The organism is Desulfoluna sp. CLI2B, from assembly GCF_056847375.1.
In genome coordinates this window covers 1,397,752-1,422,826 of the sequence record NZ_CP186557.1, presented here as the reverse complement: position 1 = coordinate 1,422,826, position 25,075 = coordinate 1,397,752, and the positions used below count along the sequence as shown (strand labels likewise).

The window sequence follows — 25,075 nt, the reverse complement described above, 5'->3', positions numbered from 1 at the left end:
CCACTTGAAGCGGCCCGGCACCTAACCCGGATATGTCATGAGAAAACGGCTATACTGAAGCAATAACATGTTCTTGCAGGCGGTTAGCGCAAGAGATTTGACATCTCAAAGACACAAAATGCAATTCACGGTTTTCTGCACGATTTTCTCACCCTTCGGGCGAGCCGAGTGCACCCATCTCCTGCGTTATCAGGGCTTTCATAAAACCACGACGCCTGCTGAATATGGGTGAACTCGACTCGTGAAATATCCGGGCTAAAAGCCCTTTGCCCCGCAGGCGGTACCCTCCCGAGCAACAGACACCATGTCGGGTACCGCGAAACACAGCAGGTCAGGAACCGGATGACGACACAAAGACGACGCAGCCTTCCTCGCGAAAACAATACCATGTCAGCACACTTGGACCCCGGAACAGGAGAAACCCGACCATGGCGAAATCTATCCTGAAACAGCTCAAAGAGCATGAACGTGAAGTCCGAAGACAATTGATTATCAACGCAGCCAAAACCCTCTTCAGCCAGAATTCATTCCACGAAATCGGCATGAGGGATATCGCCAACGAGGCGGGCATCTCCGTTGCGTCGCTTTATCAATACTTTCCAAGCCAGGACGACCTGTTCGTAGAGATCCTCACCAACGACATCAACAAGATCAAATCGCGCCTCTGGGAAAGCCGTCGCGAACTGGACGATATCGCCATCGACATCGTCAATTTCCTTGTGGACAACGAAGATATCTTCCAGATGATGAGCCATTTCATGATCAAGGGCGAGAAAAACCCGGAGACCCTTCGCAAGTTCAACGTCATTCAGGTCCTGTTTCTGGACATGCTGGACAGGGCCCTTGCCAAAGCAGGGGAAGCCCATCCGGTCAGCTACTATTCCCATGCCTTTTTTGCCTCCCTTTTCGGCAACGTCATCACCTTCCGAAACTATCCGTCAAGCGACGCCTCCTCCCACAGGGAAAGCCTCTATCACGTGGCAAGGATTACAGCCAAAGCCTTCCACGACACCCTGGTCACAGAGGAAAAAGCCATAACCTTCTGAGGACGCGTATAAATGCAATGATCGCACATCAAACCTCTTTTATTAGAGTAAACATTGTTATATAATCGATTTTCTTCAGCGCCGACGTACCAACCTTACCGGACAAGGAGAAAATCCGTGACCATACGCCTGACCCTGCTCACAGCTGCCGCCATCTGTCTCCAAGCCGCCACCGCTTTCGGGCTCTGGGACTATGAGCCGCCCGCCGTCTCCACGCCACCCCTTATGGGTTGCTGGTCCGATGATACCGTCTCCTATGCCGTGGGGTTCGACGGCGCTGCCTTCCGCCATTCAGGGGGCTCCTGGTCGGACATCTCCGACGACACCCTCTCCGGTGCCGTGCTCTTTGCCGTCCACGCCACCCCATGGGGAACCGTGTATGCCTCAGGCTACCGCCTCGGCTCCCCGCTGTTCGACTCCAACAACGACGGAACCATCAACGCCATCGACACCCAGAGCAAATACGGCGTTATCTTTCGCTACACCGGATCGACCTGGGAGGAGCTCAACTCGCAGTACGGACCGGAGTCCCCCTATTTTGCCTCCTCCTTTACAGGCCTGTGGGTTGACGAAAACGGCGTGGTCTATCTGTCCGGGGGCAAACAGCGCTCGGCAACCGACACAACACCAGCAGGGGTCCTCCTCTCCTTTGACGGCGCCTCATTCAGCCCCCTGGTCGGGGCATCTCAAGAGCTTCCCAACATGTACGCCATCAACGGATTCGGTTCCAACGCCTATATTTCCAGCGCCGGAGGCCTTGTCCTTGAACTGAACACCGGCACAAACGCACTCACCCCCTTAAACAGCGGCGGGCTGAGCCTCGACTTCCGAGGGGTCTGGCAAACAGCGGACAAGACCCTTTATGCCGTGGCCGAAGCCACCTACGGGTACATCCTCCGATACCACGCCACCAAGGGATGGCAGCAAATGGCCATCGACAAAGAGGATCGCCCGCCCCTGTTGTGCATTAGCGAGGGCAACGGGCTCCTCGTGGCTGCCGGGAGCTACGGCAAGGCGTATTATCTGGACACCGACAACGACGTATGGAAGGAGATGCTCACAGGCACACAGAACGACATCAACTGCCTCAGCGCAGCAGAGGACGGCCTCCTGGCTGCCACCAACACGCCCTCCGGCTCCACCACCACCCCAACGGGCGCCCTGTACCGCATGACGGAAGCAGAGCCGAACACCGCTTACATCCTGGCGGATCAACCCACAGGCATCGGTGTCAAAGTGGGCGGCACCTACACCTATGAGGTCATCCTCTACGACTTTGCCCTGGGGGACATCTGGAAGCGGGAGTGGCATTTCAACACCGGCATACATGACCCCGTGCCCTCTTACGGGGTTCTCTACTCTTCCACCCCGTCAGGGGCCACCACCGCCCTCTACATTACCGGCGAGGGGGGAGAGGAAAGCAACCGGGAGCTGCGCATTCATCCCTGCACCGGATGCACGCCCCACATGGTGGTCTCAGGAGATGTCATCCACCTGACCGTCAACTCCGGGGTCACCACCCAGAACCAGATCAAAGAGATCCTTGAACAGAGCCACGCGGTCTCTGAGGTATACCCCCGACACGGCACCAGCCCCTGGGAGGTCTCATCCAAGGACTACGACAGCGTCCAGCTTACGGGAGGACGAGATAACGAGGACCTCTTCATCAACGAAGAGACCAAAGGCGATGACTACTACCTTGCCGTCCACCGGTTCAAGGGATTGGGAGAGTGGCACCCGGAGCTCACCGTGTATCGGGAAAACATCGCCTACATTGACGGCATGATCAAGCTATGGGGGCACAGGACCCAGGAACCGGGACCCACCGTCACGATCCAAGACACCGGGGAAACACCGGCGTCGGAGTCTGCAACGGGGGTGCTGGGCGGCCTTATCAATATCACCGCGCCCCCCGGCGTAAAGGGAAACATCGAGGTGAAACTTGCAAACCCCGCACCCTCAGATGAGGTGACCTCCACCTTCTCTTCCGTGTACAACACCCTTACTGTCCACATCCGTAACGGTACCACCACCATCCAGGCCATCATCGACCACCTGAACACCCTGGACGACACCATTGCGTCGGCGTCCTTTAAATCGGACAACGGCAACATTTCCGACAGCAACAGCCCCTGGCTTGACGAATACGAAACAAGCGTCACCCTGGCAGGGGGGACCAACCACGCAGAGGGCGAGTACGACGAGGCAAGCAACACGGTCACCCTCACCATTGACAGCGGCATCACCACCACCACGGACATGGCCATCGCCCTTTCCGAGGTATGCAGGGACCCCGAAGACAAAGAGACCCGAATCTTTGAAAAAGTAAACGATCTGGTTGCCTACAAAATCTGGGACACTGACGAACGAACCAACACAGTGACCCTTACCGGCATCTCCACGGAACCCGCCAGCACCACCGTCCGGGTCTTTTCCCCGGAGGACCTTGATTTCAAGCATACCCCCGTGAGCGCCAACCTCTCGGCAACGGTCACCTTTACAGACAATTCCAACCCGGACCTGGGCATCAACGCACTGGCAATGGGATATCTTCCGTCCCCTGGAGGAAGGCTACGAAACCAAGGCCAGCGTCACCAGCGAAACTGGTACCGCCGAAGCGTCTGTATCCGATCTCGGAGAGTACGACATCGGTATGCGAGTCACCCTAAAAGACGGGTCAACCCTTTCCAAAGTCGAGGAGGAAGCCTTAAAAATAAACGGAAAACACGCCGGTGACTCCAGTCTGGGCGGCGCCAACGGCTGTTTCATCGGATCGTTACCCCGTTATTGACACAACGATTTATCACACCGACACAAAAAAAGCCCCCCTTACGGAGTCGCTCCGAAGGGGGGCTTTTCATGAAGTGAAAAGTGGGTTTATGCCCTACTGACGAACAAGGCGGCGGTTGGGAAACGCCGTGGGTGAACTGCTCCGGCACGGGTTGATGTCCAGGCCGCCCCGTCGGGTAAACCGCCCCACCACCGTAAGGGCCGTGGGGGCCAGGCGAGCCATGATGTCCGTGTAGAGGGTCTCCACACAGTTCTCGTGGTAGCCCGTGTGGGTCCGAAACGAAACAAGGTAGGCAAAAAGCGCGGTCTCGTCGATCCTTTTCCCGGAGTAGGTGATTTCCACCGTGGCCCAGTCGGGCTGGCCGGTCACCGGGCAGTTGGTGCGCAGGATATGGGAACACAGGGTCTCGTCCGTGACGTCGCCGTCCCCGTGGGCCAGAAGGGAGGCGTCCACCTCGTAGACATACGAATCGGCTTCATGGTGATCGATGCACCGCCCACCTGCGCGTTGCGTCCCCAGGGCCTCGGTGTCGTCGCACCCAAACAGGGAGACCGTCACCTCCCCTTCCGCCACCCTGGAAAGATCGCCCGCCATGGCCGTCCTCACCGCCTCAGGGCTCTCAAACCGGCTCATGTTAAAGGAGTTCAGATAGAGTTTCAGGGACTTGGACTCCACAATGCACCGACTGATGGCCGGAACCCTGATCTCCGCCACCGCAGAGACGGGTTTGCCCTTACCGTCCAGCCAGGAGCACCACGGCCGTCCAGATGTCTTCGCCACAAAAGGGAAGCGCCTTTCCGTCCAACCCCAAAGCCCCCCGGCCCAGGGCCCGCTCCACCGGAAACAGCTGGGACGGGTCGTAGGTAAAGGTGTATCCGATTTTCTTCCCCAAGGGGTTTTCCGTTCTCATACAAACTCCCATCATGGATAAATAAAGCCTCCGGCGGCCCTGCCGGGGACGGATAAAGCATTCGCAAACAAGTCTGACGATGTTGGTTCACTCGACCGTCACCGTATGGCCCTTCATCGAGATTTCTTTTTCAATCACGAAGAACATAAAGACGGTTGAATAGACGTCATTGGCAGCCACGGGCGCAGCCCGTCAGCGAATGTGTAAGGGTGAGGAACGATCCCTGGAGCATTCGCGAACCTGGGGTGCAGGGGCTCAGCCCCTGCCCTCCGGAGGCATCGTTTCCAGCTATGCCAGGTATGTCGTCGGATCGAGGCCTTCGTCAAAGCGCAGGGCGTATTTGCGCTCGTCGCAGGCGCCGCAGGTGCCGCAATGGGCGGTACCGCCTTTGTAGCAGGTCCAGGTGGCGGCAAAGTCCACGCCCAGGGTGCGGCCCAGATCGCCGATCTCCCGCTTGTCCAGCTGGGAAAAGGGGAAGGCGATGGTCACCTGGCCGTCGGTACCGAGGTGGATGGCCTTGCCCAGGGCCTCGTTGAACTCGGGGCGACAGTCCGGGTAGATGAAGTGATCCCCTGCGTGGGAGGCCAGGACCACCTGGCGCGCGCCCACGGATTCGGCGTAGCCCGCGGCGATGGAGAGCATGATGCCGTTTCTGAACGGGACCACGGTGCTCTTCATGTTCTCGGAGTCGTAGGCGCCGTCGGGCACCTCCTCCCCGGATTGAGGAACTGGAAGGCTTCAAAAAGCTCGTTGATGAAGGGGAGCGGCACCAGGGTGTGGGTCACCCCCAGATGATCGCACATGGCCTTGGCCATGGGAAGCTCGCTGGCGTTGTGCTTGGAGCCGTAGTCAAAGCTGATGGCAACGCATCGCTGGCCTTTGGACAGGCAATGGGCAAGAAGGACGGCGGAGTCCATGCCGCCGGAGAGGACCACAACGGTTTCATACATGGGTCAGATTCCTTTTTTGGTATCAAAGGCGAGGATGTGAAGGCGGTTTGCCATGCGATAGCCCATCTTGACGCAGTGGTCCCAGACCAGGGGCATGGTCGCGATCTGCTCGTCCCGGGTCATGCCCAGGGGCATGAGCCACACACGGTCTTTTTCCAGGGCGTGGTCCGCCACAAAGGCGTCAATGAGGCCAAGGGTCTCTTGGCTGGCCACGAACTTGAGATGCCGCGCCCGGGCAACGCTTGTCCGGTCCACGTGCCAGGAGCCATCCAGGTACTTGGGCGAGAGGATCACCTCCCCCCTGATGTCTTCGGGCACAGGCACCTTGCCCGAGGTCTCGTACTGCACGGCAAGGCCCAGGTCAGACAACACCCGGTCCAGCTCCCAGAGGCCTGTCTCCCACTGACGCAGGGGCTCACCCCCTGTGATGACCACAAAGTCAAGCCCATTCTCCTTGGCAGCCGCCGCAAGGTCCGCGACCGACATCTCGGTGCCCTCGTCCCAGGCCCCTTTGGTGTCGCACCAGGGACACAAGGGCGGAACACAGCCTGCCAGGCGGATGAAAAAAGCGGGTCGCCCGGTGTGGGGCCCCTCTCCCTGGAGGGAGGCAAACATTTCATGGAGTCTCAGCATGGGCATCGCCTTACGCCGTCACCGTGGCCCAGGAGTCCGGGGTCTCGTAGAGCCGCACCTCTTTCAAGGTGAGCCCGTGGAATTCCGGCGCCTCGGACAGGGTCTTGAAGATATGGAGCACCATGTTCTCGGCCGTCACCGGCAGGTTCTCGTACTCGGGAAGCTCATTCAGGTTGGCGTGGTCGTACCGGTCCACGATGCGCTCCTTCACCAGGCCCTTGAGCTCGGTGAAGTTCAGGATCATCCCCGACGCATCCAGGGGACCGGCCACCGTCACCCTGAGGGTGTAGGTGTGTCCGTGAAAGGCCGCGCACTTGCCGTAAAGGGCCTTGTTCTCTTCTTCGGAAAAATCGTGACGGCAGAGCCTGTGGGCTGCGTCAAATCGGAACTCTTTGGTAATGGAAAGCATGGGCCACCTTGGTCACCGCCACACGTGCAGGAAGAAGCCCGGCAAACCATCCTGAGATTGGATCAAGAAAGGATTACGCGAAGGGGCCACAACCGGCTGCGCGGTCAGTGAGGGAGAATTTATTGTGCGGGATGCCTCTCGTCCGCATGGGCTTTTTTCTTGTAAAAAAAGCCCCATCCATAAAAACCGCCATGGCCAACACCACGGCAGATCAATTCTTTATTATACAACAACGCGCCTTTGTATCACAGGCCGGGCCAATTGAAAACGGGAAAAAGCACGCCCCCGGCGGCGAGGTGAACCACCTCGAAAGCTGATGTTTTCTGCGAGCTGCTTTATTAGCCCGGCAACTGACGGCCAGGCTATGGCGAGTGAGTTTTCCCCTTCGCGCCTCAGAAAAATCACATTCGCCTTCAGTCGTGTCCGGTTAGCTTTTTGCATTAAATTAATCGTAACTATTCAGCCCATCATCGTCTTCTTGAAGGCAGCTTGTCATGTCTTACGTTCCGGGAACCGTGGACCGTAGGGTGTGCTTGCGCACCATTTGTCTGAAAGACCGTCACCCATCGTCATATCCAAGCAATACGCGGTCCCTGTCACCTCGGCTTCGGTGGGCGATACTGTGCTTCGATGGTGCGCAAGCTCACCCTACCTTTCAACTCGGGTCTTCATCATAGAAAAGGATGACACGACTGATTCGCCTTTGATTTTGATCGGCCTGAATCTGTTTTTTCTATGCCCTCGTCCCTGTTTTTATGGTCCGCCTCACCAGGTCCAGGGCCTTAAACGCAAACACCCGCTTGTTCATGTGGCGGTCTTTAAAGGGAGAGACAAACCGGTGCGTCTCGGTGCCCGTTTCCGTGGCAACGCCGATCCAGACGGTGCCCACGGGCTTTTCGTCGGTGCCGCCGGAGGGACCTGCAATGCCGCTGGTGGCAACGCCGATATCGGCGCCGGAGACGCGCCGCACCCCTTCGGCCATCTCGGCCACGGTCTCGGCGCTCACCGCCCCGCAGGTTTCAAGGGTATGCCCCGAAACGCCCAGCACCTTCTCCTTGGCGCTGTTGGCATAGGTGACGGCCGAAAGGAAGAACCAGTCCGAGCTTCCCGGAACATCGGTAAGGAGGTTTCCGATGAGGCCGCCGGTGCAGCTCTCGGCCACCCCAAGGGTTTTCCCGGCCCCTTTCAGAGAGGCGGCCACGGACTCGGGCATGGAGAGCCCGGCCTCCGAGACCACATACCCATCCAGGCGCTTCAAGGCTTCTGCCGAAGCCGCCTCCTGGCGCTGAGCCAATCCGGCATCTGCCCCTGCAAACGCCCAGATCTTCACTTCGATGACGGGAAAGGAGGCCCGATAGCCCACATGAACCCCTGGGAACCCGGCCTCGATGCCGGAGATCCGCTCCCCCACCACGGACTCGGGAAGCCCGAAGGTGGTGATGGCGGTCTTGACCAGACGGCTCCCCTTGGGCTGCATCCCGGAGATGGCGGGCGTCACCGACTCGGTCATCAAAAATCGCATCTCTCTGGGCACCCCGGGCAGAAACCAGAACCGGGTGCCGGAGAGCTCCAGGGAAAAGGCCGGGGCCGTGCCCACGGGGTTGGGAATGCAGGCAGCTCCCCTGGGAAGGCGGGCCTGCTTGAGATTCGATGCGGGCACCGGCGCCTTGCGGCCTTCAAAGTAGGCGGCAACGGAGGCAGAGGCCACAGGGTCCTCCACCAGGGGAACCCCGGCGGATTCGGCAGCGGCCCGGGTGGTGAGATCGTCTTCCGTGGGCCCTAGGCCACCGGTCACCACTGCCACATCGCACCGCCCCGCCACCCGGGAAAAGACCTCTTTCAGGGCGGACAGGTTGTCCCCCACGGAAAGGTGCCGCACCACCTCCACGCCCAGCTCGCACAGCTGCTCCGAAATCCAGGCGGCGTGGCTGTCCACCACCTCCCCTTTGAGAATCTCCTCACCGGTCGTGATCACCATCGCTCTCATTCGTGTCGTCTCCTTTCACCGGTGGCACGGGCCGCCCTTTTAGATGGGGGAGACCCGGCACCTGCCCGCAGGCATCTTATTCGTGCAAAATCACAACGCCACTGCCCTTTGGCGTGGGCGCTCCGGTTACTTTATGCCAACCGTGGCGTGGACGCAAACCCCAATAACGGCCCTGAGTTCCCCCACCGGGCATAAGGGACCGTATCCTCCGATTTCGGTTGGTCATCCCCCCGTTTTATGGTAAATTGCCCCTCGTTGGTTGATTCCGGCGTGCATATTTTACCGAACGTTCAATATTTTAGGATTGGGCACCGGTGGCACCCGGCGGACCCCGACTGCTTTACCGGGTCGGCCCAACCCCCCGTTGGGCCGACCCGGTAGAGCGCACAAAACGCGCCACAGGTTGACCATCCGCTGGTCGCATCCCCTCGCGAGGACTTTGCCATTTGAATGTGGAAAACCGCCTGCATGACGGTGTTCCCATTTGACGCAAGCCCCCCTGGCTTTCGAACACAACGGAGATCTTTAGCCGGTGACGCCAATAATAATCAGGCTGTCATTCAACGGAAACAAACGCTTGCAAGGGTTCCAAAAGGTGGACTCCGTGTCCGTATTTTCGCACTATCCTTTGCCTTTTTAGCGAGTTACCGGAAGCTCACTGGAAAATTGTTGCTTGTTTCGACCACATGAAGTATGAGACTATTTTCCCCTGAGGCGTTGTCAAAACGCCCCGAACACTCGTGTTAAGGTTCCGTTTTTAATTTGCAAAATACGATTGATACGGCACGTCGTGCCTTTACATGTATAGTGTTGCGTTACCAGTAATCAAGGAAATAGGCGTATGGCAAAGAGTCTTTACATCAGCACAACCAACGCCAGGAGCGGAAAATCAACCATCGTTCTTGGTATCATGCAGCTTCTCTTGAGGGACCTGCACAACGTTGGCTTTTTCAGGCCCATCATCAACCCCGTGGACGGCGAGCGCGACTACGACACCGATCTGGTCCTCTCCCACTTCTACCTCGGCATGAGGTACGAAGACACCTACGCGATGACCCTGGACGAAGCCAAAAAACTCGTCAATGCCGGCAAACAGAACCAGATGATCGAGATCATTCTCAACAAGTACAAGCAGCTTGAAGAGAAGTATGATTTCGTTCTCTGCGAGGGCATCGATTTCGTGGTGGGCAACGAAGCCTTCACCTTCGACATCAACGCCGTGGTTGCCGCCAACATGGGCTGTCCCGCCCTGGTTGTCACCAACGGGCACAGCGCCACCATCGATGAAATCGTGAGCCTGAACCACCTGGCCATGGAAGATCTCGAGGACAAGGGAGTTGATATCCTCGGCATCATGGTCAACCGTGCAGATGCCTCACAGACCGAGACCATCCTTGAGACCCTCCAGAAGGACATCAAGGTGGACAACTGCTCCTTCCACGTCATCCCGGAAGACAGCAACCTCATGAAGCCCACGGTGGCGGATCTGCAGAAATGGCTGGGCGCCGATGTCATCTACGGCAAGAAGGCCATGGACAAGATGATTGACGGTTACGTCATCGCTGCCATCAGATCAACAACTTCCTCAACTACATCAAGGAAGACAGCCTCGTGGTCACCGCAGGGGACCGGACGGACATCATCCTGAGCGCCATGGCGTCCCGTCTCTCCAATGCCTACCCCAACATCTCCGGCATCCTCCTCACCGGCGGCATCGCCCCGTCCGAGAGCATCCAGAGACTGGTGGAAGGCTGGGAAGGGATCCCCGTTCCGATCCTTCTCGTCAAGGACCCCACGTACCCCACCATGCGGAACCTGAACCACGTGCACGCGCGGCTCGAGTCCAGCAACCCCAAAAAGATCGCGTCCGCCCTGGGCCTCTTCGAAGCCCACGTGGACACCCAGGAGATGCGCAGGAAACTCATCGAGCGCAAATCCGTCAACGTCACCCCCCAGATGTTCGAGTACAACCTCATCCAGAAGGCCAAGAAGAACAAGCAGCACATCGTCCTGCCCGAAGGCACCGGCGAGCGTATCCTGAACGCCTGCGACATCCCCGCGCCGCGCCGATGCCGCGAAGGGCTACCCTCCTGGAGAGTCCGAAAACCCAGCCAACATTCAGCTGCTCCTCCACCCTCCGGCCCCACCATTGTGGAGCCCACCAAGAGCCCGCTCTACGAAGAGTACGTCAACGATTTTTATGAGATGCGCAAGAACAAGAAGGGCATGAACCAGGATGTTGCCCGCGACCTCATGAGCGACGTTACCTACTTTGCCACCATGATGGTGCACAAGGGCCACGCCGACGGCATGGTCTCCGGTTCCGTGAACACCACGGCCCACACCATCAAGCCCGCGTTCCAGATCATCAAGACCAAGCCCGACGCCTCCATCGTCTCGTCCATCTTCCTGATGTGCCTGAAGGATCGCGTCCTGGCCTTTGGTGACTGCGCGGTCAACCCCACTCCCAATGCAGAACAGCTCGCTGAAATCGCCATCGGATCCGCCCAGACCGCCGAAATCTTCGGCGTCGACCCCAGGGTGGCCATGCTCTCCTACTCAACCGGGTCTTCCGGCAAAGGTGCCGAAGTGGAGAAGGTGATTGAAGCGACCAGCATCGCGAAGGAGCGCTGCCCCGATCTGCTTCTCGAAGGTCCCATTCAGTACGATGCCGCCATCGATCCGTCTGTGGCGCGAACCAAACTGCCCGACAGCAAAGTCGCCGGTCAGGCTACGGTCTTCATCTTCCCTGATCTCAACACCGGGAACAACACCTATAAAGCGGTACAACGCTCCTCCGACCAGGTGGTTGCCATCGGCCCCGTACTCCAGGGTCTTAACAAACCGGTCAACGACCTGTCCCGAGGCTGCACCGTACCCGACATCGTCAATACCGTGGCCATCACCGCCGTTCAGGCGCAGGCGGCCAAAGGTCTGGTTCAGGCGACCAGCGCCGCCGCACCATCCACGGGCAGGCGGCCCATAACACGCAGCGCCCTTCTCCCGCACGGTCCGCAGTTCGAGGAACATCCCCCAGGGTGCCATTCACCCGGGCGTTCCATTCAACGATTTTTCTGTTACAAGGTAAAATTCTATCATGAAAGTATTGGTTATTAACGCTGGCAGCTCATCCCTCAAATACCAGCTCCTCGACATGGAAAATGAAGCCGTTATGGCCAACGGCATTGTAGAACGTATCGGCGAAACCGTGGGCAAGCTTACCCACAAGGCCTTCCCCGACACCGACAACGAGAAAAAAGTGGTCAAGGAAGAAGAGATCAAGGACCACAAGATCGGCATGCACATGGTGCTGGACCTCATCACCGGCTCCGAAGCCGGCGTGATCTCCGACCCCAAAGAGATCGACGCCATCGGCCACCGCGTGGTCCAGGGCGGCGAGTCCTTCACCAGCGCCTGCGTGGTTGACGGCCCCGTCAAGGTTGCCATTGCGGACAACAACCCCCTGGCACCCCTGCACAACCCCGCCAACCTCATGGGCATCGAAGTGGCCGAAGAGCTCTTCCCCGGCACCCCCAACGTGGCGGTATTCGACACCGAATTCCACTCCTCCATGCCCAAGGAAGCCTTCCTCTACGCCCTGCCCTACGACTACTACAAAGAGCTGCGCATCCGTCGTTACGGTTTCCACGGCACCTCCCACAAGTACGTTTCCCGTAAAGTGGCCGAGTGCATGGGCAAAAAGGCCGAGGACATCAACGTCATCACCGTGCACCTGGGCAACGGCTGCTCCATGGCCGCTGTGGAAAAGGGCAAGTGCCAGGACACCTCCATGGGCATGACCCCCCTTGCAGGCGTCATGATGGGCACCCGAAGCGGTGACATCGACCCCGCCATCGTGGCTTACATCGCCGAGAACAAAGGCATGAGCGCTTCCGAGGTAGACTCCCTGCTCAACAAGCAGAGCGGCCTGAAAGGCGTATGCGGCCTCAACGACATGCGTGACATCCACTCTGCCGTTGAAAATGGCGACGAGATGGCCAAGCTGGCCCTCGACATGTTCGCCTACCGCGTCAAAAAATACATCGGTGCCTACACCGCCGTTCTCGGCAACATCGATGCCATCGTCTTCACCGCCGGTATCGGCGAGAACGACGACATCACCCGCGCCCTCATCTGCGAGAACCTCTCCGGCCTGGGCATCGACATGGACTTCGACAAAAACAACGGTCGCAAGGGCGAGCCCACCGCGGTTCACACCGACGCCTCCAAAGTTCAGGTCTGGGTCATCCCCACCAACGAAGAGCTCCAGATCGCCCAGGAAGCCGTGGAACTGCTCAAGTAAGTTCCCGCCTCCCCGTCACATGACGACGGCATGATCAAAAGAAAAGGCTCGAAAGGACCCCTTGTCCCTTCGGGCCTTTTTTTATGCCCTGCCCGTTCCGCCGGAAGGAGCACTACAGGGTTGACGCAAAAAAGACGTTGGCATACATACAGATCACTTTGTACAATAAAAGACGCCGTGCCACAGGGGAGAGTTCCCCTGTGGCGTATCGCAAAACCAAACGCCAGGGTCGTCCACCGACGAACGCAGACACACCGATGGGAGGAAACACGTTGAAAGAGCTCTATGTGGTCCTGTTTGAAGGAAAAGTCAGGGAGCGTGAGAGCAAACGGGAGGTCAAAAGCAGGCTCATGGACTGTTTCAACATGGGCCAGGCAGCCATAGACCGCCTCTTCTCCGGACAGCGCGTCATCGTCTTTCGGAGCGAGGACCGAGCCAAGACCGACGACTTTGCCAAGCGCTTTGCAGAGACAGGCGCCCTCTGCCGCATTGAGGTGGATTTCCGGGAAGAGGCGGAAAAAGAGTCCCCCGTCGAAAGCCCCCAGCGCCCCGAAGAGGAGCACCGGGCCCAGGACGTTCACTGGGAGGACGATGGGGCCACCTCATCCCTGGGCGCCTCCCCCCTGCTGCCCCTGTGGCAAAGCTTTGCAGGCCCCCGCGGGGAGTGGTACGCGGAACGATTCAAGCTCTTCTCCAGGTCAGGACGCACGGCCTTTGCCCCTTCCTGGAACTGGGGCGCCTTTCTCTTCGGTATCGTCTGGCTCATCTACCGCAAAATGTACGGCCTGGCCATTCTCTTTTTCGGTATCTCCGCCGCCGGTATCGTCATTCCCGGGGGCAGCCTGGCTGTCTCCTTCTTTTTCGGGGCCTTTGCCAACTTTCTCTACTTTCTCCATGTCAAAAAAAAGGTCGACGCCATCATCTCCGCCAGCGACCAGGTCGACCCCAACCAGGCCATGGAGGCCGCCGGGGGAGTCAACCCCATCTCCAAGGTCCTGGCCATCTTCCTCATCATGATGGGTGTCATGGCCTTTATAGGAACCTATCTCTTTGACCTGAGCGAACTCGCCCCCCATATCCAATAAGGGATCCGGTGCCCGCTTGCGGGTACCGGGCCATCCGGCCGCCCCTTGACCACCTGAAACGAGGAGCGGCCGGTCGACACTTCTTCCTTGACAGGAAAAATGAAAATCCCCTAGTCTGATATCAGCGCCATACGGTCCCCTTGCGACCCCATTGCACACCTCCCCGCCTCCCCCGGAAGAATACGCGGCATCCGCCCAGGACGAACCTCTTCCTGACCTTCAGGTCTCCCCACATTCAATGATACCGCTTCCAGGTCCTTCCCCAACAAGACCCGATGCGCATTGGCACCCCCGCCCAGGGTGGCTCAGGCCCTCTGTTTTTATCATCCATTTCCCAGGAGGTAAGCATGGCAGCTCAATACGTGGCAGACAGACGGGACATCGATTTTGTGTTGTTTGACCAGCTTGACGCAGAGTCGCTGACGGAACACCCGATATACGCCGATTTCAACCGGAAGACCTTTGAGATGGTGATCAACGAGGCACGGAAATTCGCCCTCAAGGAGCTGCTCCCCACCTACGGCCTGGGGGATCGCCAGGGTGTGCAATTCGACCGGGGCACGGTGACGCCGCCGAGATATCCGCCGGCGCCCCCTCGAGCTGCCGGAGGGGAGTGGCTGGCCCTGTCCGAGGAACCCGAGGTGGCCAGGGGCTCCCCTTTCTCATCAGCAACGCCGCCGGGGAGTACCTCATCGGCACCAACTTTGCCTTCTCCAGCTACGCCATGCTGGGCCACGGCGCGGGCAAAATGATCGAGCGATACGGCACCGAGCACCAGAAAGACCTCTTCATGAAAAAGCTTTACTCCGGGGAGTGGACGGGCACCATGCTCCTCACCGAACCGGACGCGGGCTCCGATGTGGGGGCCCTCACCACCTCGGCCACCCCCAACGACGACGGCACCTGGTCCCTTTACGGCACCAAGGCGTTCATCACCTCGGGTGACCACGACCTCACCGACAACATCATCCACCCGGTGTTGGCCCGCATCGAAGGGGCCCCTGCCGGCACCAAGGGCATCTCCATCTTCCTGGTCCCCAAGATCTGGGTCAACGAAGACGGCTCTTTGGGTGAACCCAACGACATCGTCTGCACGGGCATCGAAGAGAAGATGGGGCTCCACGGCAGCGCCACCTGCAGCATGTCCCTGGGCAGCAAGGGCACCTGCCGCGGCCTGCTCCTGGGGGAGGCCAACAAAGGGATGCGCATCATGTTCACCATGATGAATGAAGCCAGGCTCGGCGTGGGAATCCAGGCATTCTCCCATGCCTCGGCCGCCTACCTCCTGGCCCTGGAATACGCCCGCACCCGCAAGCAGGGCCGCGCCGTGGAAGAGGCCCTGGACCCCACGGCCCCGTCCGTGCCCATCATCGACCACCCGGATGTCCGGCGCATGCTCATGGAGATGAAATGCTGCGTGGACGGCATGCGGAGTTTTGCCTACTACATCGCCCTGCTCATGGATCACCACCGCATGGGCGCCTCCCCGGATGACCAGGAGATGGCCGATGACCTTGTGGGGCTTCTCACCCCCGTGCTCAAGGCCTACAACGGCATCAAGGGCTACGATGTGTGCACCAAGGCCATCCAGGTGTACGGCGGGGCCGGTTACCTCCGGGACTACACCGTGGAGCAGATCTCCCGGGATTGCAAAATCGCCTCCATCTACGAAGGCACCGACGGAATCCAGGCCATGGACCTGCTGGCGCGGAAACTCGGCATGAAAAAAGGGCAGGTTTTCATGGAGCTGTTGGCCCGCATGAACCGAACCGTCGAAGAGGCAGCCGGACTTGACGCCACCCGGCCCCTCACCGAGGCGGCCTCCAAACTCGTCAGCCGACTGGGTGATTGCGCCATGGCCATGGGAAAGAGCCTCCTTGAAGGCAACCTCCGAACAGCCTTTGCTCACTCCGTGCCCTTCCTTGAAATCATGGGCGATGCGGTCATGGCCTGGATGCTCCTCTGGCGCGCCACAGCGGCTGCCAGAGCCCTTGAGGCCGGGGCCAGAAAAAAGGATATCCCCTTTTACAACGGCCAGATCAAGGGGGCTGAGTTCTTTTTCAGCAACCTCCTGCCCGTGACCATGGGCAAGATGGAGGCTCTCACCGCCCTGGGGGATGCTGCCGTAACCATGGAAGATAAAGGCTTCGGAGGGTAAGAAGCAGGGGAAACCTGCCGACTCTTTTCCATGGCGCCTGTGCTCAATTCCTGTGACAGGCCGGAGCAATGTCTGCTATGGTTCAATCACTACCCAAAAATAAGGAAAATGCCTATAATCAATGTCGTGAGACGTGCTTCAGGCCAGGCTTTCAGCCGGAAGGGACCCGATGAAAATTAACAGAATCAGTGCACCTCAAGAGCGCCTATTACTATTCATCATCGCTGCGGGAACTTTTCTTATTTCCGGCCGATTCGACCTGTTTGAGCGTATTGTGGACATCACAAACGCCTATGAGGCCTTTGAACTCGATGAACTCATCATGGTATGCATCGTGCTGGTGTTCTGCCAGGCCATCCTCCTGCACCGAAGGTGGTTCAGCCTGAAACAGGCCAAAAAGAGCCTTGAAAGCCGGAATATGGAACTCCGATGGGGCCGGCTTCAAGGGCATGTCCATCTGCGCCTCCTGCAAGAAGATACGGGACGACCAGGGCTACTGGCACCAGGTGGAAGCCTACCTCAGCGCCCACTCCGAAGCGCGCTTCAGCCACGGCATCTGCCCGGCCTGCATGGACACGCTCTGCAGGACCATGGACGAAGAGACCGTCCTCCCTCCCGGCTCCAAACCGCCCCCCACAGATCAACCCTCTACCTCTGCCAAGGATTGACTTAGGTACCACTTTCGATTATGTAGCTTTTTTATAGCAATCAAGCCGCCCGTCGGGCGGCTTGCCACGTTTTACAGCAGGTAGATACCATTATGAGTGTTGCATTACAGGACGAGGAGCCCGGCGTCTCCCCGGTAGAAAAATCCGCGTTGGTCCAGGGCCTCCTGGCCATCTGGCCCATCTGCGTCGGGTACATCCCCCTGGGCCTGGCCATGGGGGTCCTGGGAGAAAAGGCGGGGCTCACCCCCGTTCAGGTCTGTTTCATGTCCCTCTGCGTCTTTGCAGGCAGCGGACAGTTCATCGCGGTCTCCATGATCACGGCAGGGGCCTCCATCCCCGCCATCGTCCTGACCACCTTTATCGTCAACCTGCGGCACCTTCTCATGAGCTCCTCCCTTGCCGTGCACTACCGGGGAGCCTGTCGCAAGAAGATCACCATGCTCAGCTACGGCATCGTGGACGAAACCTTTGCCGTCAACTTAAACCAGTTGAAAAATGGCCCCTGGGAGATCGACAAGGCCATCGTTGCCAGTTATGCAGCCTTCTTCTCCTGGGTAGCGAGCACCACCGTGGGATGTTTCTTCGGGCGCTTCATCCCGGAAAACGCCTTCGGCCTCAACTACGCCCTGACGGCCATGTTCATTACCCTGCTCATCTACCAGCTCAACGGCCCCATCTTCACCCTCACCGCCGTGATCTCAGGGGTCGTTGCCGTGGGGCTCTCCCTGGTCATGCCGGGCAACGCCTACATCATCATCGCCACCCTTTTCGCCGCCACCGCCGGCGTGCTCATCAAAAAACGGAGGCCCGCCCGTGGAAACCACTAGCTTTATCCTTCTTATCCTCGGCATGGGCCTTGTCTCCTTCATCCCCCGGTGGGTGCCCCTTTTCTTCCTCTCCAAGCGGCAGCTGCCGCCCCTGCTCATTGAGTGGCTGGAGTTGATCCCCGTTTCCATCTTAAGCGCCCTGCTGGTCCCGGCCCTGGTGACCCAGGGAACCCCCAGGGTCTTTGCGCCCTTCTCCATTGAGATGGCCGTGGCCGTGCCCACCTTCATCTTTGCCTGGTACACAAAATCCTTAGGGGGGACCCTGGTGGTGGGGATGCTGCTTTACTGGGGCGCGGGACTGATTATGTAAGGGTGCAGGAGAGGCACTGCCGCACCAGGTTCTCGCTGCTCATGTGATTGCAGGAGATATACCCCACAAGCCCCTTTTTGCCGAACAGGGTCCGCGTGATCTCTGTGGGGGTGCGCCCTTCACCGTGCAGCCCCTTCACCTTGTCTATGAGCTCCAGGTAGTATGCCAGCTTCATTTCCAGCATCCGGTGCCCATCCTCCACAACCCCTTTGTGGGCGCAGAAGAGGGTCTTTACATCGTACTCAAGGACGGTTTTCAGGCTTTCGAGATGCCCGGAGAGATCTTCATCTGCCCTGAACATCCTGACCTTGGGCGCAAGAAAGAGATCCCCTGTAAAAAGCCACTTTCTCTCCGGCTCCCAGAAACAGACATGGTCCGGGGAGTGCCCCGGGGTATGAATGGGCACAAGGGTGTGGCCGCCATCGGTTGCTACGGCCTTGGCCAGGGGCTCCGGCGATACCCTGGGAATGCTTCCCCAGAAAACCTTCTGATACATCCGAATGGAAAACCCCTCCCGCAACAAATCAGAGCCTGGGTGCGCATTCAGCAGTTAGCCGGTCATCTGTGAAAGAAAGGCCGCGTTGCCGCTGTGGTCTTCGTGGTGATGGGTAAGAAGGATTTGACGGACCGGCCTATCCTGGAAAAACCGGGCCACGGATTTCCGATCGTTGGGCGGCCCCGTATCGATCACCGTCTCGCCCAGGCAGAACATATGAACCGTTGAGTTGTCTGCCAGGTTGTATTTGCCGACCTTTACGCCGGTCACGGAGTCATGGGTAAACGTGCGGATAACACTCATAGGTCACCTCATCTCTGCTGCATGGACGGTTCGAAGACATCGCTGGCATTGGGAGACGCCTGCTCCATCAGGTGCTGCTTGCTGCCTGCAACCAACCTGAACAAAAGGACAGAGGGCACCATGACGGCATGGATGTACACAAGAGACAGGGCCAGCCGCATGGGCCCGGGCTCACGGTCCTGCCTCACACGATGGGGAGTAAAGGCCATCTCCAGGCAACCGGACGGGCAGGCTGACGCGCAGTGACCGCACCCCAGACACCTGTCCGGATCGACCCGAACACCGCTGACCGACACCTCCAGAGCTCCCACAGGGCAGGCCGACGAGCAGGAGGCGCACCCCGTGCAGGCAGCCGAGTCACAGACAGGAAGGTACGGACCGGAATGATAAATGGGCACCCCGTACTCATACCGCATCTTCATGGCAATGCAGCAGCAGGTGCAGCACATGCAGATATTGTTCTGATACGGCTGAATGCAGGACTCCAAGGAGAGGACCAGCCCCTTGTCATAGGCGTTTCGTAGAATCGCAAGGGCATCGGCCCTGGAAAGGCTCTTGCCGCCTTTCATCTCTTTTCGCAGAGAGGCCGTGTGGTTGATGCGCAGGCAGGTATAAAGCGGAGCATCGCAGCTCTTCTCCTCTGCCACCGCTCGGCAGGGGCAGGGGTCCACGTACAGGTCGGTGGCCGTTTCGATGACGGCTTCCATCTCTCCTAAGGGAAAGACCAGGGAATTGGTGTGAAGGTAACGGTAGTAAAGATGAAGCCCTTTTTTGACAAACCGGCCCACCACGGGAAGCTGCGCCAGGGTCCCGGTGAAGTGGTAGAACCGGATGGCATCCATGGTACCGGGCAGGTACCGTTTCAGAAAGTTGGTTCGAACCTTGCCGGTGTTGTCCACAACGTCCAATGCTTCGGATGTGTGGAGTCGTCTGGTTGATCCCATCCCATGCCCTCCCAAACATGAATAGTTCATGAATAAGCGCGATACAGACAAACATACCGCCTTGCAACAACGTGTTTCGACCAGGGTCATCACCAACGGCCGTGCATCGGCTGTCGCTGTCAATACCCTGACCCCCAACATATCCGGACAGGAAACGTGAAAGCGTCCCTCCCATCCTTTCAATTTGTTTTGTTACAAACCAAACAACCCCGCCGAGCCCACGGATCAGCTCCGTTTCAGGTTGCCCTCGATCTTGTCCATGAGAAGAAAGAGGATGTCTCTCTCCTCACGGCTCATGTCCTGAAAGAGCCTCTCCTTGAGCCCGCTGGAGATCCGAGCCATGCTCTCCATATGCTTTTCCGCCTGCAACGTCAGGGACACTCGCACCTTGCGCCCGTCGGAGGGGTCCGGTCCTTTTTGAACATACCCTTTGGTTTCAAGCTGATGGATGATGGTGGAGACCGTTGATTTGTCCTTGTAGGACTGTGCGGCAATATCCTTGACGGATACCGGCCCCTTGGTGTGGACGATATAAAGAATATCGCCGAAGGATGGTGGCAGGTCCTTTACCCCGGCCTTTTCCATCTCCTCTTCCAGGAATGAAAAGGCGAGCTTACGGATGACGCTGAGCTTGTAGACAAAATGTGAATCTGATGTTTTCATAAATCGTTTTGTACCAAACCAAAAGAAAGGCCGTCAACGGAAAATTCACAAGTTTCCGGTTGCCCCCTGAGCCCCAGGATTGAAAGCGGCGCCACACGTGGTCGAATCACCACATATCGTGCACCCTCTTTTCCGCACGCGCAATACATCATGATTCAGATATGTTGCATTCAGGATTTTTTCCCCACAGCCCAGAGGGCCACCGACCATGGGGCGATCTGTTCACATGACCTGCCCCTGTCCCGGGTACGCCAACGCGGCCCGGGCCCCCGCCACATGGCACACCTGGGGTCGCCCCCCACCTGTGGAATACTATTTGCTATGCTTATCAAACAGTGTTTATGATATGTTACACGGTTTCAACACCGACGCGCCCCATATCCTGCATGGTGCCGTCCTACCCCATACGGGAAACCGCGGCCAGCTCTTCGCCTCCCTTTACACTGCCTTTTTTCGGCAACACAACGCCCCCAGGCCGCACCCGTCGTCCCGTGACGGTGCCCGACACGACCCGACCATGTGTTCTCGCTCTTTTCAACCCCACGGTAAGGATTCCACCATGATCACATCCGTTGATGTCAGCAAGAATGACCTGATGAAGGAGTTGGGAAAGATGAACCGGTTTATCAAGATCCTCAGCCGGTGCAAAAAAGCCTTTATCCATGAGAAAAACGAACAAAGCCTGTTAAATGAAATCTGCCGGATCATCGTGGAGGTGGGCAGCTTTCCCTTCGTATGGATCGGTTTTGCCGAATCCGGCGGAAAAAAACCGATCCTGCCCGTGGCCACCTGCGGTTACGAAGAGGGATTCCTCCGGTCCATTGCCCCCTCCTGGGCCGAGGGCATCGACAACCCGCCCCCCATGGGAACGGCCATCCGCACCGGCAACGTCTGTACCATCCCGGATATCCGGGCCACGGACACGGCCCACTCCTGGCAATACGAGGCGATCTTAAGGGGCTTCGGGTCTGTGGTGGCCTTTCCCCTGATCTCCGACGGCAACACCCTGGGGGCCATCTCCATCTATGCCGGAGACGCCCACGCCTTTGACCCGGAAAAAGTCGACCTGTTGCGGGAGCTGGCCAACGACATCACCTGCGGGGTCCTCAACCTCCGATCCCGGGCAGAAGGCAGCCACATCAAAGAGATGCTCAAAGAGACCGAAGCCAAGTACAGCGGGGTCCTCGAAAACACGGGCACCGGCACCATCCTCATTGAAACCGACAGCATGATCTCCTTTGCCAACGCCACCTTTGAGACCTACAGCGGCTATACCGCAGAAGAGCTCATCGACCGGATGAAATGGTCGGACGTGATCCACGCCGACGACCGGGCCAGGCTCTCCCGTTACCATGTCTGGCGGCGCAGCGAACCGGGGCGGGCCCCGGATGTCTACGAATGCAAGATGATCACCAAGGACCGCACCGTCAAAAACATGCTGATGAAGGTGGGCATGATCAAGGGCACCCAGATCAGCATCGCCTCCTTCATGGACATCACCCACGCCAAGCTCGCCGAGGATCGCCTGAAACAACGGGAATCCCAGCTCCGGGCCATCATCGAAAACTTCGACGGCATGATCTACATCCGGGACAGCGACCACCGCATCGAGTTCATGAACACCCCCCTCATTGAATTCCTGGGCGAAAAAGCCCGCGGAAAGCAGTGCCACAAGGTCATTTACGGCCTGGACACCCCATGCCCCTGGTGTGACAGCCGCGCCCTGCTCAAGGGAGAATCCGTCAAGAAAGTGCTGAAGTGCCCGAAAAACGATCGCTGGTACGACTCGGTCATCTCCCCCATCCACGGCTCCGACGGATCGGTCTCCCGCATCCAGGCCATCATCCGGGATGTCACCGAACAAAAAATCGCGGAAGAGGCCCTTTTGGAAAGAGAAAAAGGCCTCAGGCAGGAGAACATCCGCCTGAAGTCCACCATGAAGGACCGCTACAAATTCGGAGAGATCGTGGGCAAGAGCCAGGCCATGCAGAGTGTCTACGAACTCATCCTGAAATCCGCGACCAGCGACGACCATATCATTATCTACGGAGAGTCCGGCACGGGCAAAGAGCTCGTGGCAAAGGCCATCCATGACGCCAGCGACAGATCCGACAAGCATTTTGTGCCCGTCAACTGCGGAGCCATCAACGAAAACATCATCGAAAGCGAGTTCTTCGGCCACAAAAAAGGGGCCTTCACCGGCGCGGACCGAGACCACGAAGGCTTTCTGGACGAGGCCGAAGCCCTACCTCTTCTGGACGATGTCGGAGAGATCGGGCTGAACATGCAGGTGAAGCTCCTGCGGGCAATCGACGGGGGCGGGTTCACCCCGGTGGGAAGCAACACCCTTAAGAAACCCAACATCCGCATCGTCTCCGCCACCAACCGGAACCTGTTGGAGGAGGTGAAGAAAAACAGGATGCGGGAGGACTTTTTCTACAGGATCCACGTGATCCCCATCCACCTCAAGCCCTTAAGGGAGCGCAAAGAGGACCTTCCCCTGCTCATCGAGCACTTCCTCAAGCGCTTCTGTCCCACCAGCAAGGTCCCCCCGGTCACGGGAAAATTCCTGGAGGCCATCACCCACTACGACTGGCCCGGCAACGTCCGGGAACTCCAGAACGCCCTGCGCCGTTTCATCTCCCTGAAAGAGCTCAACTTCAGCAGCGGCATCACCCCGGCCGGGTCCCCTGGCCAGGCTGGTCCCCCCGACGACTTCACAGACCTGAAAACCGTCATGGATGCCTTTGAAAAGCAGGTACTCACCCAGGTTCTCCAACAATGCCACTGGCACCGCGAACGTGCCGCCGCAAAGCTCAAACCACGGCAGTTCCTAAACACTAAAAAATACGGCCTGATGATCTGAGTTCCCCCCTTCGGGGCTGCCGCCCTCGCCGCGGCAGCCCCTTCCCCCTCCCGGCAATACCCCGGACACCTCCCACCCCATAATGCCCGAAGACCCGCCAGCCCCCAAGCGCCCTCTGTGTCAAGGCATTGATTCCAAACAACACACCTGCCCCGTGGCATATACTCCCCGAAGCACCCTGGACAGTTTTCGCCCCATATCACCCACAAGACCCTGTTATAACTATCCATTAACACAAAAATCAAATCATTGGCACGGCTCCTGCTCTTTCTCAGTGGGCAACGGTCCTTGCGATCCCCCGCCCAGGAGGGCCGCACCCGAGACAACATCCAACCCCAACCAGGAGCGGCATATGTCTGATTTTGTACAAACACTGGAGATCAAGAGAGAAGACATCTACAGGGATGCCCCCATCGCCGGATTCGGCCAGCGAAAGGCCGAGTTCAAGGGTACGGGCAAAAAAATCGACAACCGGTTCAAGCATCACCGGGACGTCGTGATCGTGGAGGCATGCCGGACTCCCTACGGGGTCATCGGCGGCCAGCTGAAACAGTACGATGCCCCGGAACTCGGCGCCATGGCCATCAAAGAGGTGCTGAGGCGCATGGAGGGCAAGGTGGCCCCCGAAGAGATCGACTACGTCATCATGGGCCAGGTGGTCCCGGCGGGCTGCGGCCAGGTCCCCGGGCGCCAGGCCACCATCCTGGCCGGACTCCCGGAGTCCGTCCCCTCCATCACCGTCAACAAGGTCTGCTCCTCGGGCATCAAGACCATTGACCTGGCCGCTCAGATGATCCAGCTGGGCCGGGCCGACATCTGCATCGCCGGGGGCCAGGAGAGCATGAGCAACTGCCCCTATGCCCTGCCCAACATGCGGTTCGGCCAGCGCATGGGCCTGCCCAGCGGCGAAACCCGGGACCTCATGGTCTACGACGGCCTGTGGGACGCCTTTTACAACCGCCACATGGCCATCCACGGGTCGGAAACCACCGACGAATTCGGGTTCTCCCGGGAAGAGAACGACGAGTGGGCCCTTCACTCCCAGACGGCGGCGGTGGCTGCCATGGCAGCCGGAAAGCTCGACGACGAGATCTTTCCCGTGGCCTACCGAAACGGCAAAAAACCCGATGTAATGACACAAGACGAAGGCCCGCGTCCCACCACCACCCTGGAAGGCCTGGCCAAAGCGGCCCGGTTCTTTCGGCCACACAAGCACGGTCACCGGCAAACCGGGGAGCGTCACCGCGGGCAACGCCCCGGGGGTCAACGACGGGGGGGACGTCTGCCTGCTCATGAGCCGGGAAAAGGCCGACGAGCTGGGCCTCAAGCCCCTCTTCTCCATTGTGGACTACGCCGAGGTCTCCCAGCCCACCAAAGACATCGCAACAGTCCCGGGGCTTTCCATCAAAAAGGTCCTGGACCAGAACAACCTCACCTGCGACGACGTGGACCTCATTGAGATCAACGAAGCCTTTGCCGCCGTGGCCCTGGTGAGTGCCCGCTCCATTCTGGGCCTCTCTAAGGAGAAGATGCTGGAGAAGGTCAACGTCAACGGCAGCGCCATCGCTTACGGCCACCCCATTGGTGCCACCGGGGCCCGCATTGTCATGACCCTGGCCTACGAGCTGAGGCGAAGGGGCGGCGGCATCGGCGTTTGCGGCATCTGCTCCGGCCACGCCCAGGGCGATGCCATGCTGATCCGCGTGGAGCCCTGACACCTGTTCAC

The 25,075-nt window shown here is 58.8% G+C and carries 25 protein-coding genes and 1 pseudogene; 15 read left to right on the top strand and 11 right to left on the bottom strand.

The window, feature by feature from the left end; all coding sequences use genetic code 11:
• Nucleotides 1–428 precede the first annotated feature (428 nt).
• Complete coding sequence (locus ACOYW2_RS06910) at nt 429–1,046, top strand: TetR/AcrR family transcriptional regulator (protein WP_482416884.1); 618 nt, start codon at nt 429–431, stop codon at nt 1,044–1,046.
• A 117-nt stretch (nt 1,047–1,163) separates the two neighbouring features.
• The gene (locus ACOYW2_RS06905; RefSeq protein WP_482769894.1) at nt 1,164–3,782 is read left to right on the top strand and encodes a hypothetical protein; all 2,619 of its coding nucleotides are present in this window, start codon (nt 1,164–1,166) and stop codon (nt 3,780–3,782) included.
• 148 nt (nt 3,783–3,930) lie between these two features.
• On the opposite strand, the gene ACOYW2_RS06900 is transcribed toward ACOYW2_RS06905, so the two are convergent.
• From ACOYW2_RS06900 to ACOYW2_RS06875, 6 genes are all read right to left on the bottom strand, one after another.
• Nucleotides 3,931–4,617: an NADPH-dependent 7-cyano-7-deazaguanine reductase QueF gene (locus ACOYW2_RS06900; RefSeq protein ID WP_482769893.1), complete on the bottom strand. Its 687-nt coding sequence runs from the start codon at nt 4,615–4,617 to the stop codon at nt 3,931–3,933.
• The gene (locus ACOYW2_RS06895) at nt 4,571–4,747 is read right to left on the bottom strand and encodes a hypothetical protein (RefSeq protein ID WP_482769892.1); all 177 of its coding nucleotides are present in this window, start codon (nt 4,745–4,747) and stop codon (nt 4,571–4,573) included. Before ACOYW2_RS06895 ends, ACOYW2_RS06900 begins: the two co-directional genes overlap by 47 nt.
• A 288-nt stretch (nt 4,748–5,035) precedes the next feature.
• Complete coding sequence (locus ACOYW2_RS06890) at nt 5,036–5,455, bottom strand: 7-cyano-7-deazaguanine synthase (protein WP_482769891.1); 420 nt, start codon at nt 5,453–5,455, stop codon at nt 5,036–5,038.
• Nucleotides 5,422–5,697: a 7-cyano-7-deazaguanine synthase gene (locus ACOYW2_RS06885; protein WP_482769890.1), complete on the bottom strand. Its 276-nt coding sequence runs from the start codon at nt 5,695–5,697 to the stop codon at nt 5,422–5,424. Before ACOYW2_RS06885 ends, ACOYW2_RS06890 begins: the two co-directional genes overlap by 34 nt.
• A gap of 3 nt (nt 5,698–5,700) precedes the next feature.
• Nucleotides 5,701–6,330, bottom strand: a complete 630-nt coding sequence (locus ACOYW2_RS06880) for a 7-carboxy-7-deazaguanine synthase QueE (RefSeq protein ID WP_482769889.1) — start codon at nt 6,328–6,330, stop codon at nt 5,701–5,703.
• Nucleotides 6,331–6,340: 10 nt separating this feature from the next.
• Nucleotides 6,341–6,739: a 6-pyruvoyl trahydropterin synthase family protein gene (locus ACOYW2_RS06875; protein WP_482416891.1), complete on the bottom strand. Its 399-nt coding sequence runs from the start codon at nt 6,737–6,739 to the stop codon at nt 6,341–6,343.
• An 8-nt stretch (nt 6,740–6,747) separates the two neighbouring features.
• On the opposite strand from ACOYW2_RS06875, the gene ACOYW2_RS06870 reads away from it, so the two are divergent.
• Nucleotides 6,748–7,056 (top strand): hypothetical protein, encoded by a 309-nt coding sequence (locus ACOYW2_RS06870; protein ID WP_482769888.1) that lies wholly within the window; start codon nt 6,748–6,750, stop codon nt 7,054–7,056.
• A gap of 416 nt (nt 7,057–7,472) precedes the next feature.
• On the opposite strand, the gene ACOYW2_RS06865 is transcribed toward ACOYW2_RS06870, so the two are convergent.
• A complete protein-coding gene (locus tag ACOYW2_RS06865; RefSeq protein ID WP_482769887.1) occupies nt 7,473–8,717 on the bottom strand; it encodes a CinA family nicotinamide mononucleotide deamidase-related protein in 1,245 nt (414 codons plus the stop codon).
• 850 nt (nt 8,718–9,567) lie between these two features.
• Between ACOYW2_RS06865 and ACOYW2_RS06860 the strand changes: the two genes are divergently transcribed.
• From ACOYW2_RS06860 to ACOYW2_RS06835, 6 genes are all read left to right on the top strand, one after another.
• Nucleotides 9,568–10,374 (top strand): AAA family ATPase, encoded by an 807-nt coding sequence (locus ACOYW2_RS06860; protein WP_482769886.1) that lies wholly within the window; start codon nt 9,568–9,570, stop codon nt 10,372–10,374.
• Nucleotides 10,338–11,843 carry a phosphate acetyltransferase gene (pta, locus tag ACOYW2_RS06855; protein ID WP_482769885.1) on the top strand — a complete coding sequence of 502 codons (1,506 nt, stop codon included), beginning with the start codon at nt 10,338–10,340 and terminating at the stop codon, nt 11,841–11,843. Before ACOYW2_RS06860 ends, pta begins: the two co-directional genes overlap by 37 nt.
• A complete protein-coding gene (locus tag ACOYW2_RS06850; protein ID WP_180144425.1) occupies nt 11,824–13,029 on the top strand; it encodes an acetate/propionate family kinase in 1,206 nt (401 codons plus the stop codon). Before pta ends, ACOYW2_RS06850 begins: the two co-directional genes overlap by 20 nt.
• 272 nt (nt 13,030–13,301) lie before the next feature.
• On the top strand, nt 13,302–14,114 hold the full coding sequence (locus ACOYW2_RS06845) for a DUF2628 domain-containing protein (protein WP_482769884.1): 813 nt from the start codon (nt 13,302–13,304) through the stop codon (nt 14,112–14,114).
• Nucleotides 14,115–14,461: 347 nt separating this feature from the next.
• Nucleotides 14,462–14,866, top strand: coding sequence for an acyl-CoA dehydrogenase N-terminal domain-containing protein (locus ACOYW2_RS06840; protein WP_482769883.1), 405 nt, complete (start codon nt 14,462–14,464; stop codon nt 14,864–14,866).
• Complete coding sequence (locus tag ACOYW2_RS06835) at nt 14,839–16,272, top strand: acyl-CoA dehydrogenase family protein (protein ID WP_482770992.1); 1,434 nt, start codon at nt 14,839–14,841, stop codon at nt 16,270–16,272. Before ACOYW2_RS06840 ends, ACOYW2_RS06835 begins: the two co-directional genes overlap by 28 nt.
• 211 nt (nt 16,273–16,483) lie before the next feature.
• Here the strand turns inward: ACOYW2_RS06835 and ACOYW2_RS06830 are convergent, their stop codons facing one another.
• Entirely contained in the window at nt 16,484–16,729 is a 246-nt protein-coding gene (locus ACOYW2_RS06830) for a hypothetical protein (protein ID WP_482422269.1), read from the bottom strand.
• Here ACOYW2_RS06830 and ACOYW2_RS06825 point away from each other — a divergent pair.
• The 3 genes from ACOYW2_RS06825 to ACOYW2_RS06815 all read left to right on the top strand — a co-directional run bounded on the left by ACOYW2_RS06825 (nt 16,722) and on the right by ACOYW2_RS06815 (nt 18,077).
• On the top strand, nt 16,722–16,940 hold the full coding sequence (locus tag ACOYW2_RS06825; RefSeq protein WP_482422268.1) for a hypothetical protein: 219 nt from the start codon (nt 16,722–16,724) through the stop codon (nt 16,938–16,940). The genes ACOYW2_RS06830 and ACOYW2_RS06825 overlap by 8 nt on opposite strands.
• Nucleotides 16,941–17,032: 92 nt before the next feature.
• Entirely contained in the window at nt 17,033–17,767 is a 735-nt protein-coding gene (locus tag ACOYW2_RS06820; protein ID WP_482769882.1) for an AzlC family ABC transporter permease, read from the top strand.
• A complete protein-coding gene (locus ACOYW2_RS06815; protein WP_482769881.1) occupies nt 17,754–18,077 on the top strand; it encodes an AzlD domain-containing protein in 324 nt (107 codons plus the stop codon). Before ACOYW2_RS06820 ends, ACOYW2_RS06815 begins: the two co-directional genes overlap by 14 nt.
• Here ACOYW2_RS06815 and ACOYW2_RS06810 read toward each other — a convergent pair.
• The 3 genes and pseudogenes from ACOYW2_RS06810 to ACOYW2_RS06800 form a co-directional block, all read right to left on the bottom strand.
• Nucleotides 18,070–18,789 (bottom strand): annotated as a pseudogene (locus tag ACOYW2_RS06810) (MBL fold metallo-hydrolase). The gene ACOYW2_RS06815 and the pseudogene ACOYW2_RS06810 sit on opposite strands and share 8 nt — an antisense overlap.
• Before the next feature lie 95 nt (nt 18,790–18,884).
• Nucleotides 18,885–19,820 carry a 4Fe-4S binding protein gene (locus ACOYW2_RS06805; RefSeq protein ID WP_482769880.1) on the bottom strand — a complete coding sequence of 312 codons (936 nt, stop codon included), beginning with the start codon at nt 19,818–19,820 and terminating at the stop codon, nt 18,885–18,887.
• A 225-nt stretch (nt 19,821–20,045) separates the two neighbouring features.
• Nucleotides 20,046–20,483 carry a MarR family winged helix-turn-helix transcriptional regulator gene (locus tag ACOYW2_RS06800; RefSeq protein WP_482422264.1) on the bottom strand — a complete coding sequence of 146 codons (438 nt, stop codon included), beginning with the start codon at nt 20,481–20,483 and terminating at the stop codon, nt 20,046–20,048.
• 559 nt (nt 20,484–21,042) lie between these two features.
• Here ACOYW2_RS06800 and ACOYW2_RS06795 point away from each other — a divergent pair.
• The 3 genes from ACOYW2_RS06795 (at nt 21,043) to ACOYW2_RS06785 (ending at nt 25,064) form a co-directional block, all read left to right on the top strand.
• Nucleotides 21,043–23,349, top strand: coding sequence for a sigma 54-interacting transcriptional regulator (locus ACOYW2_RS06795; RefSeq protein WP_482769879.1), 2,307 nt, complete (start codon nt 21,043–21,045; stop codon nt 23,347–23,349).
• A 352-nt stretch (nt 23,350–23,701) separates the two neighbouring features.
• Nucleotides 23,702–24,808 (top strand): thiolase family protein, encoded by a 1,107-nt coding sequence (locus tag ACOYW2_RS06790; RefSeq protein WP_482769878.1) that lies wholly within the window; start codon nt 23,702–23,704, stop codon nt 24,806–24,808.
• A complete protein-coding gene (locus ACOYW2_RS06785) occupies nt 24,693–25,064 on the top strand; it encodes a hypothetical protein (protein WP_482770991.1) in 372 nt (123 codons plus the stop codon). The genes ACOYW2_RS06790 and ACOYW2_RS06785 overlap by 116 nt, the downstream gene beginning before the upstream one ends.
• Nucleotides 25,065–25,075: the final 11 nt, after the last annotated feature.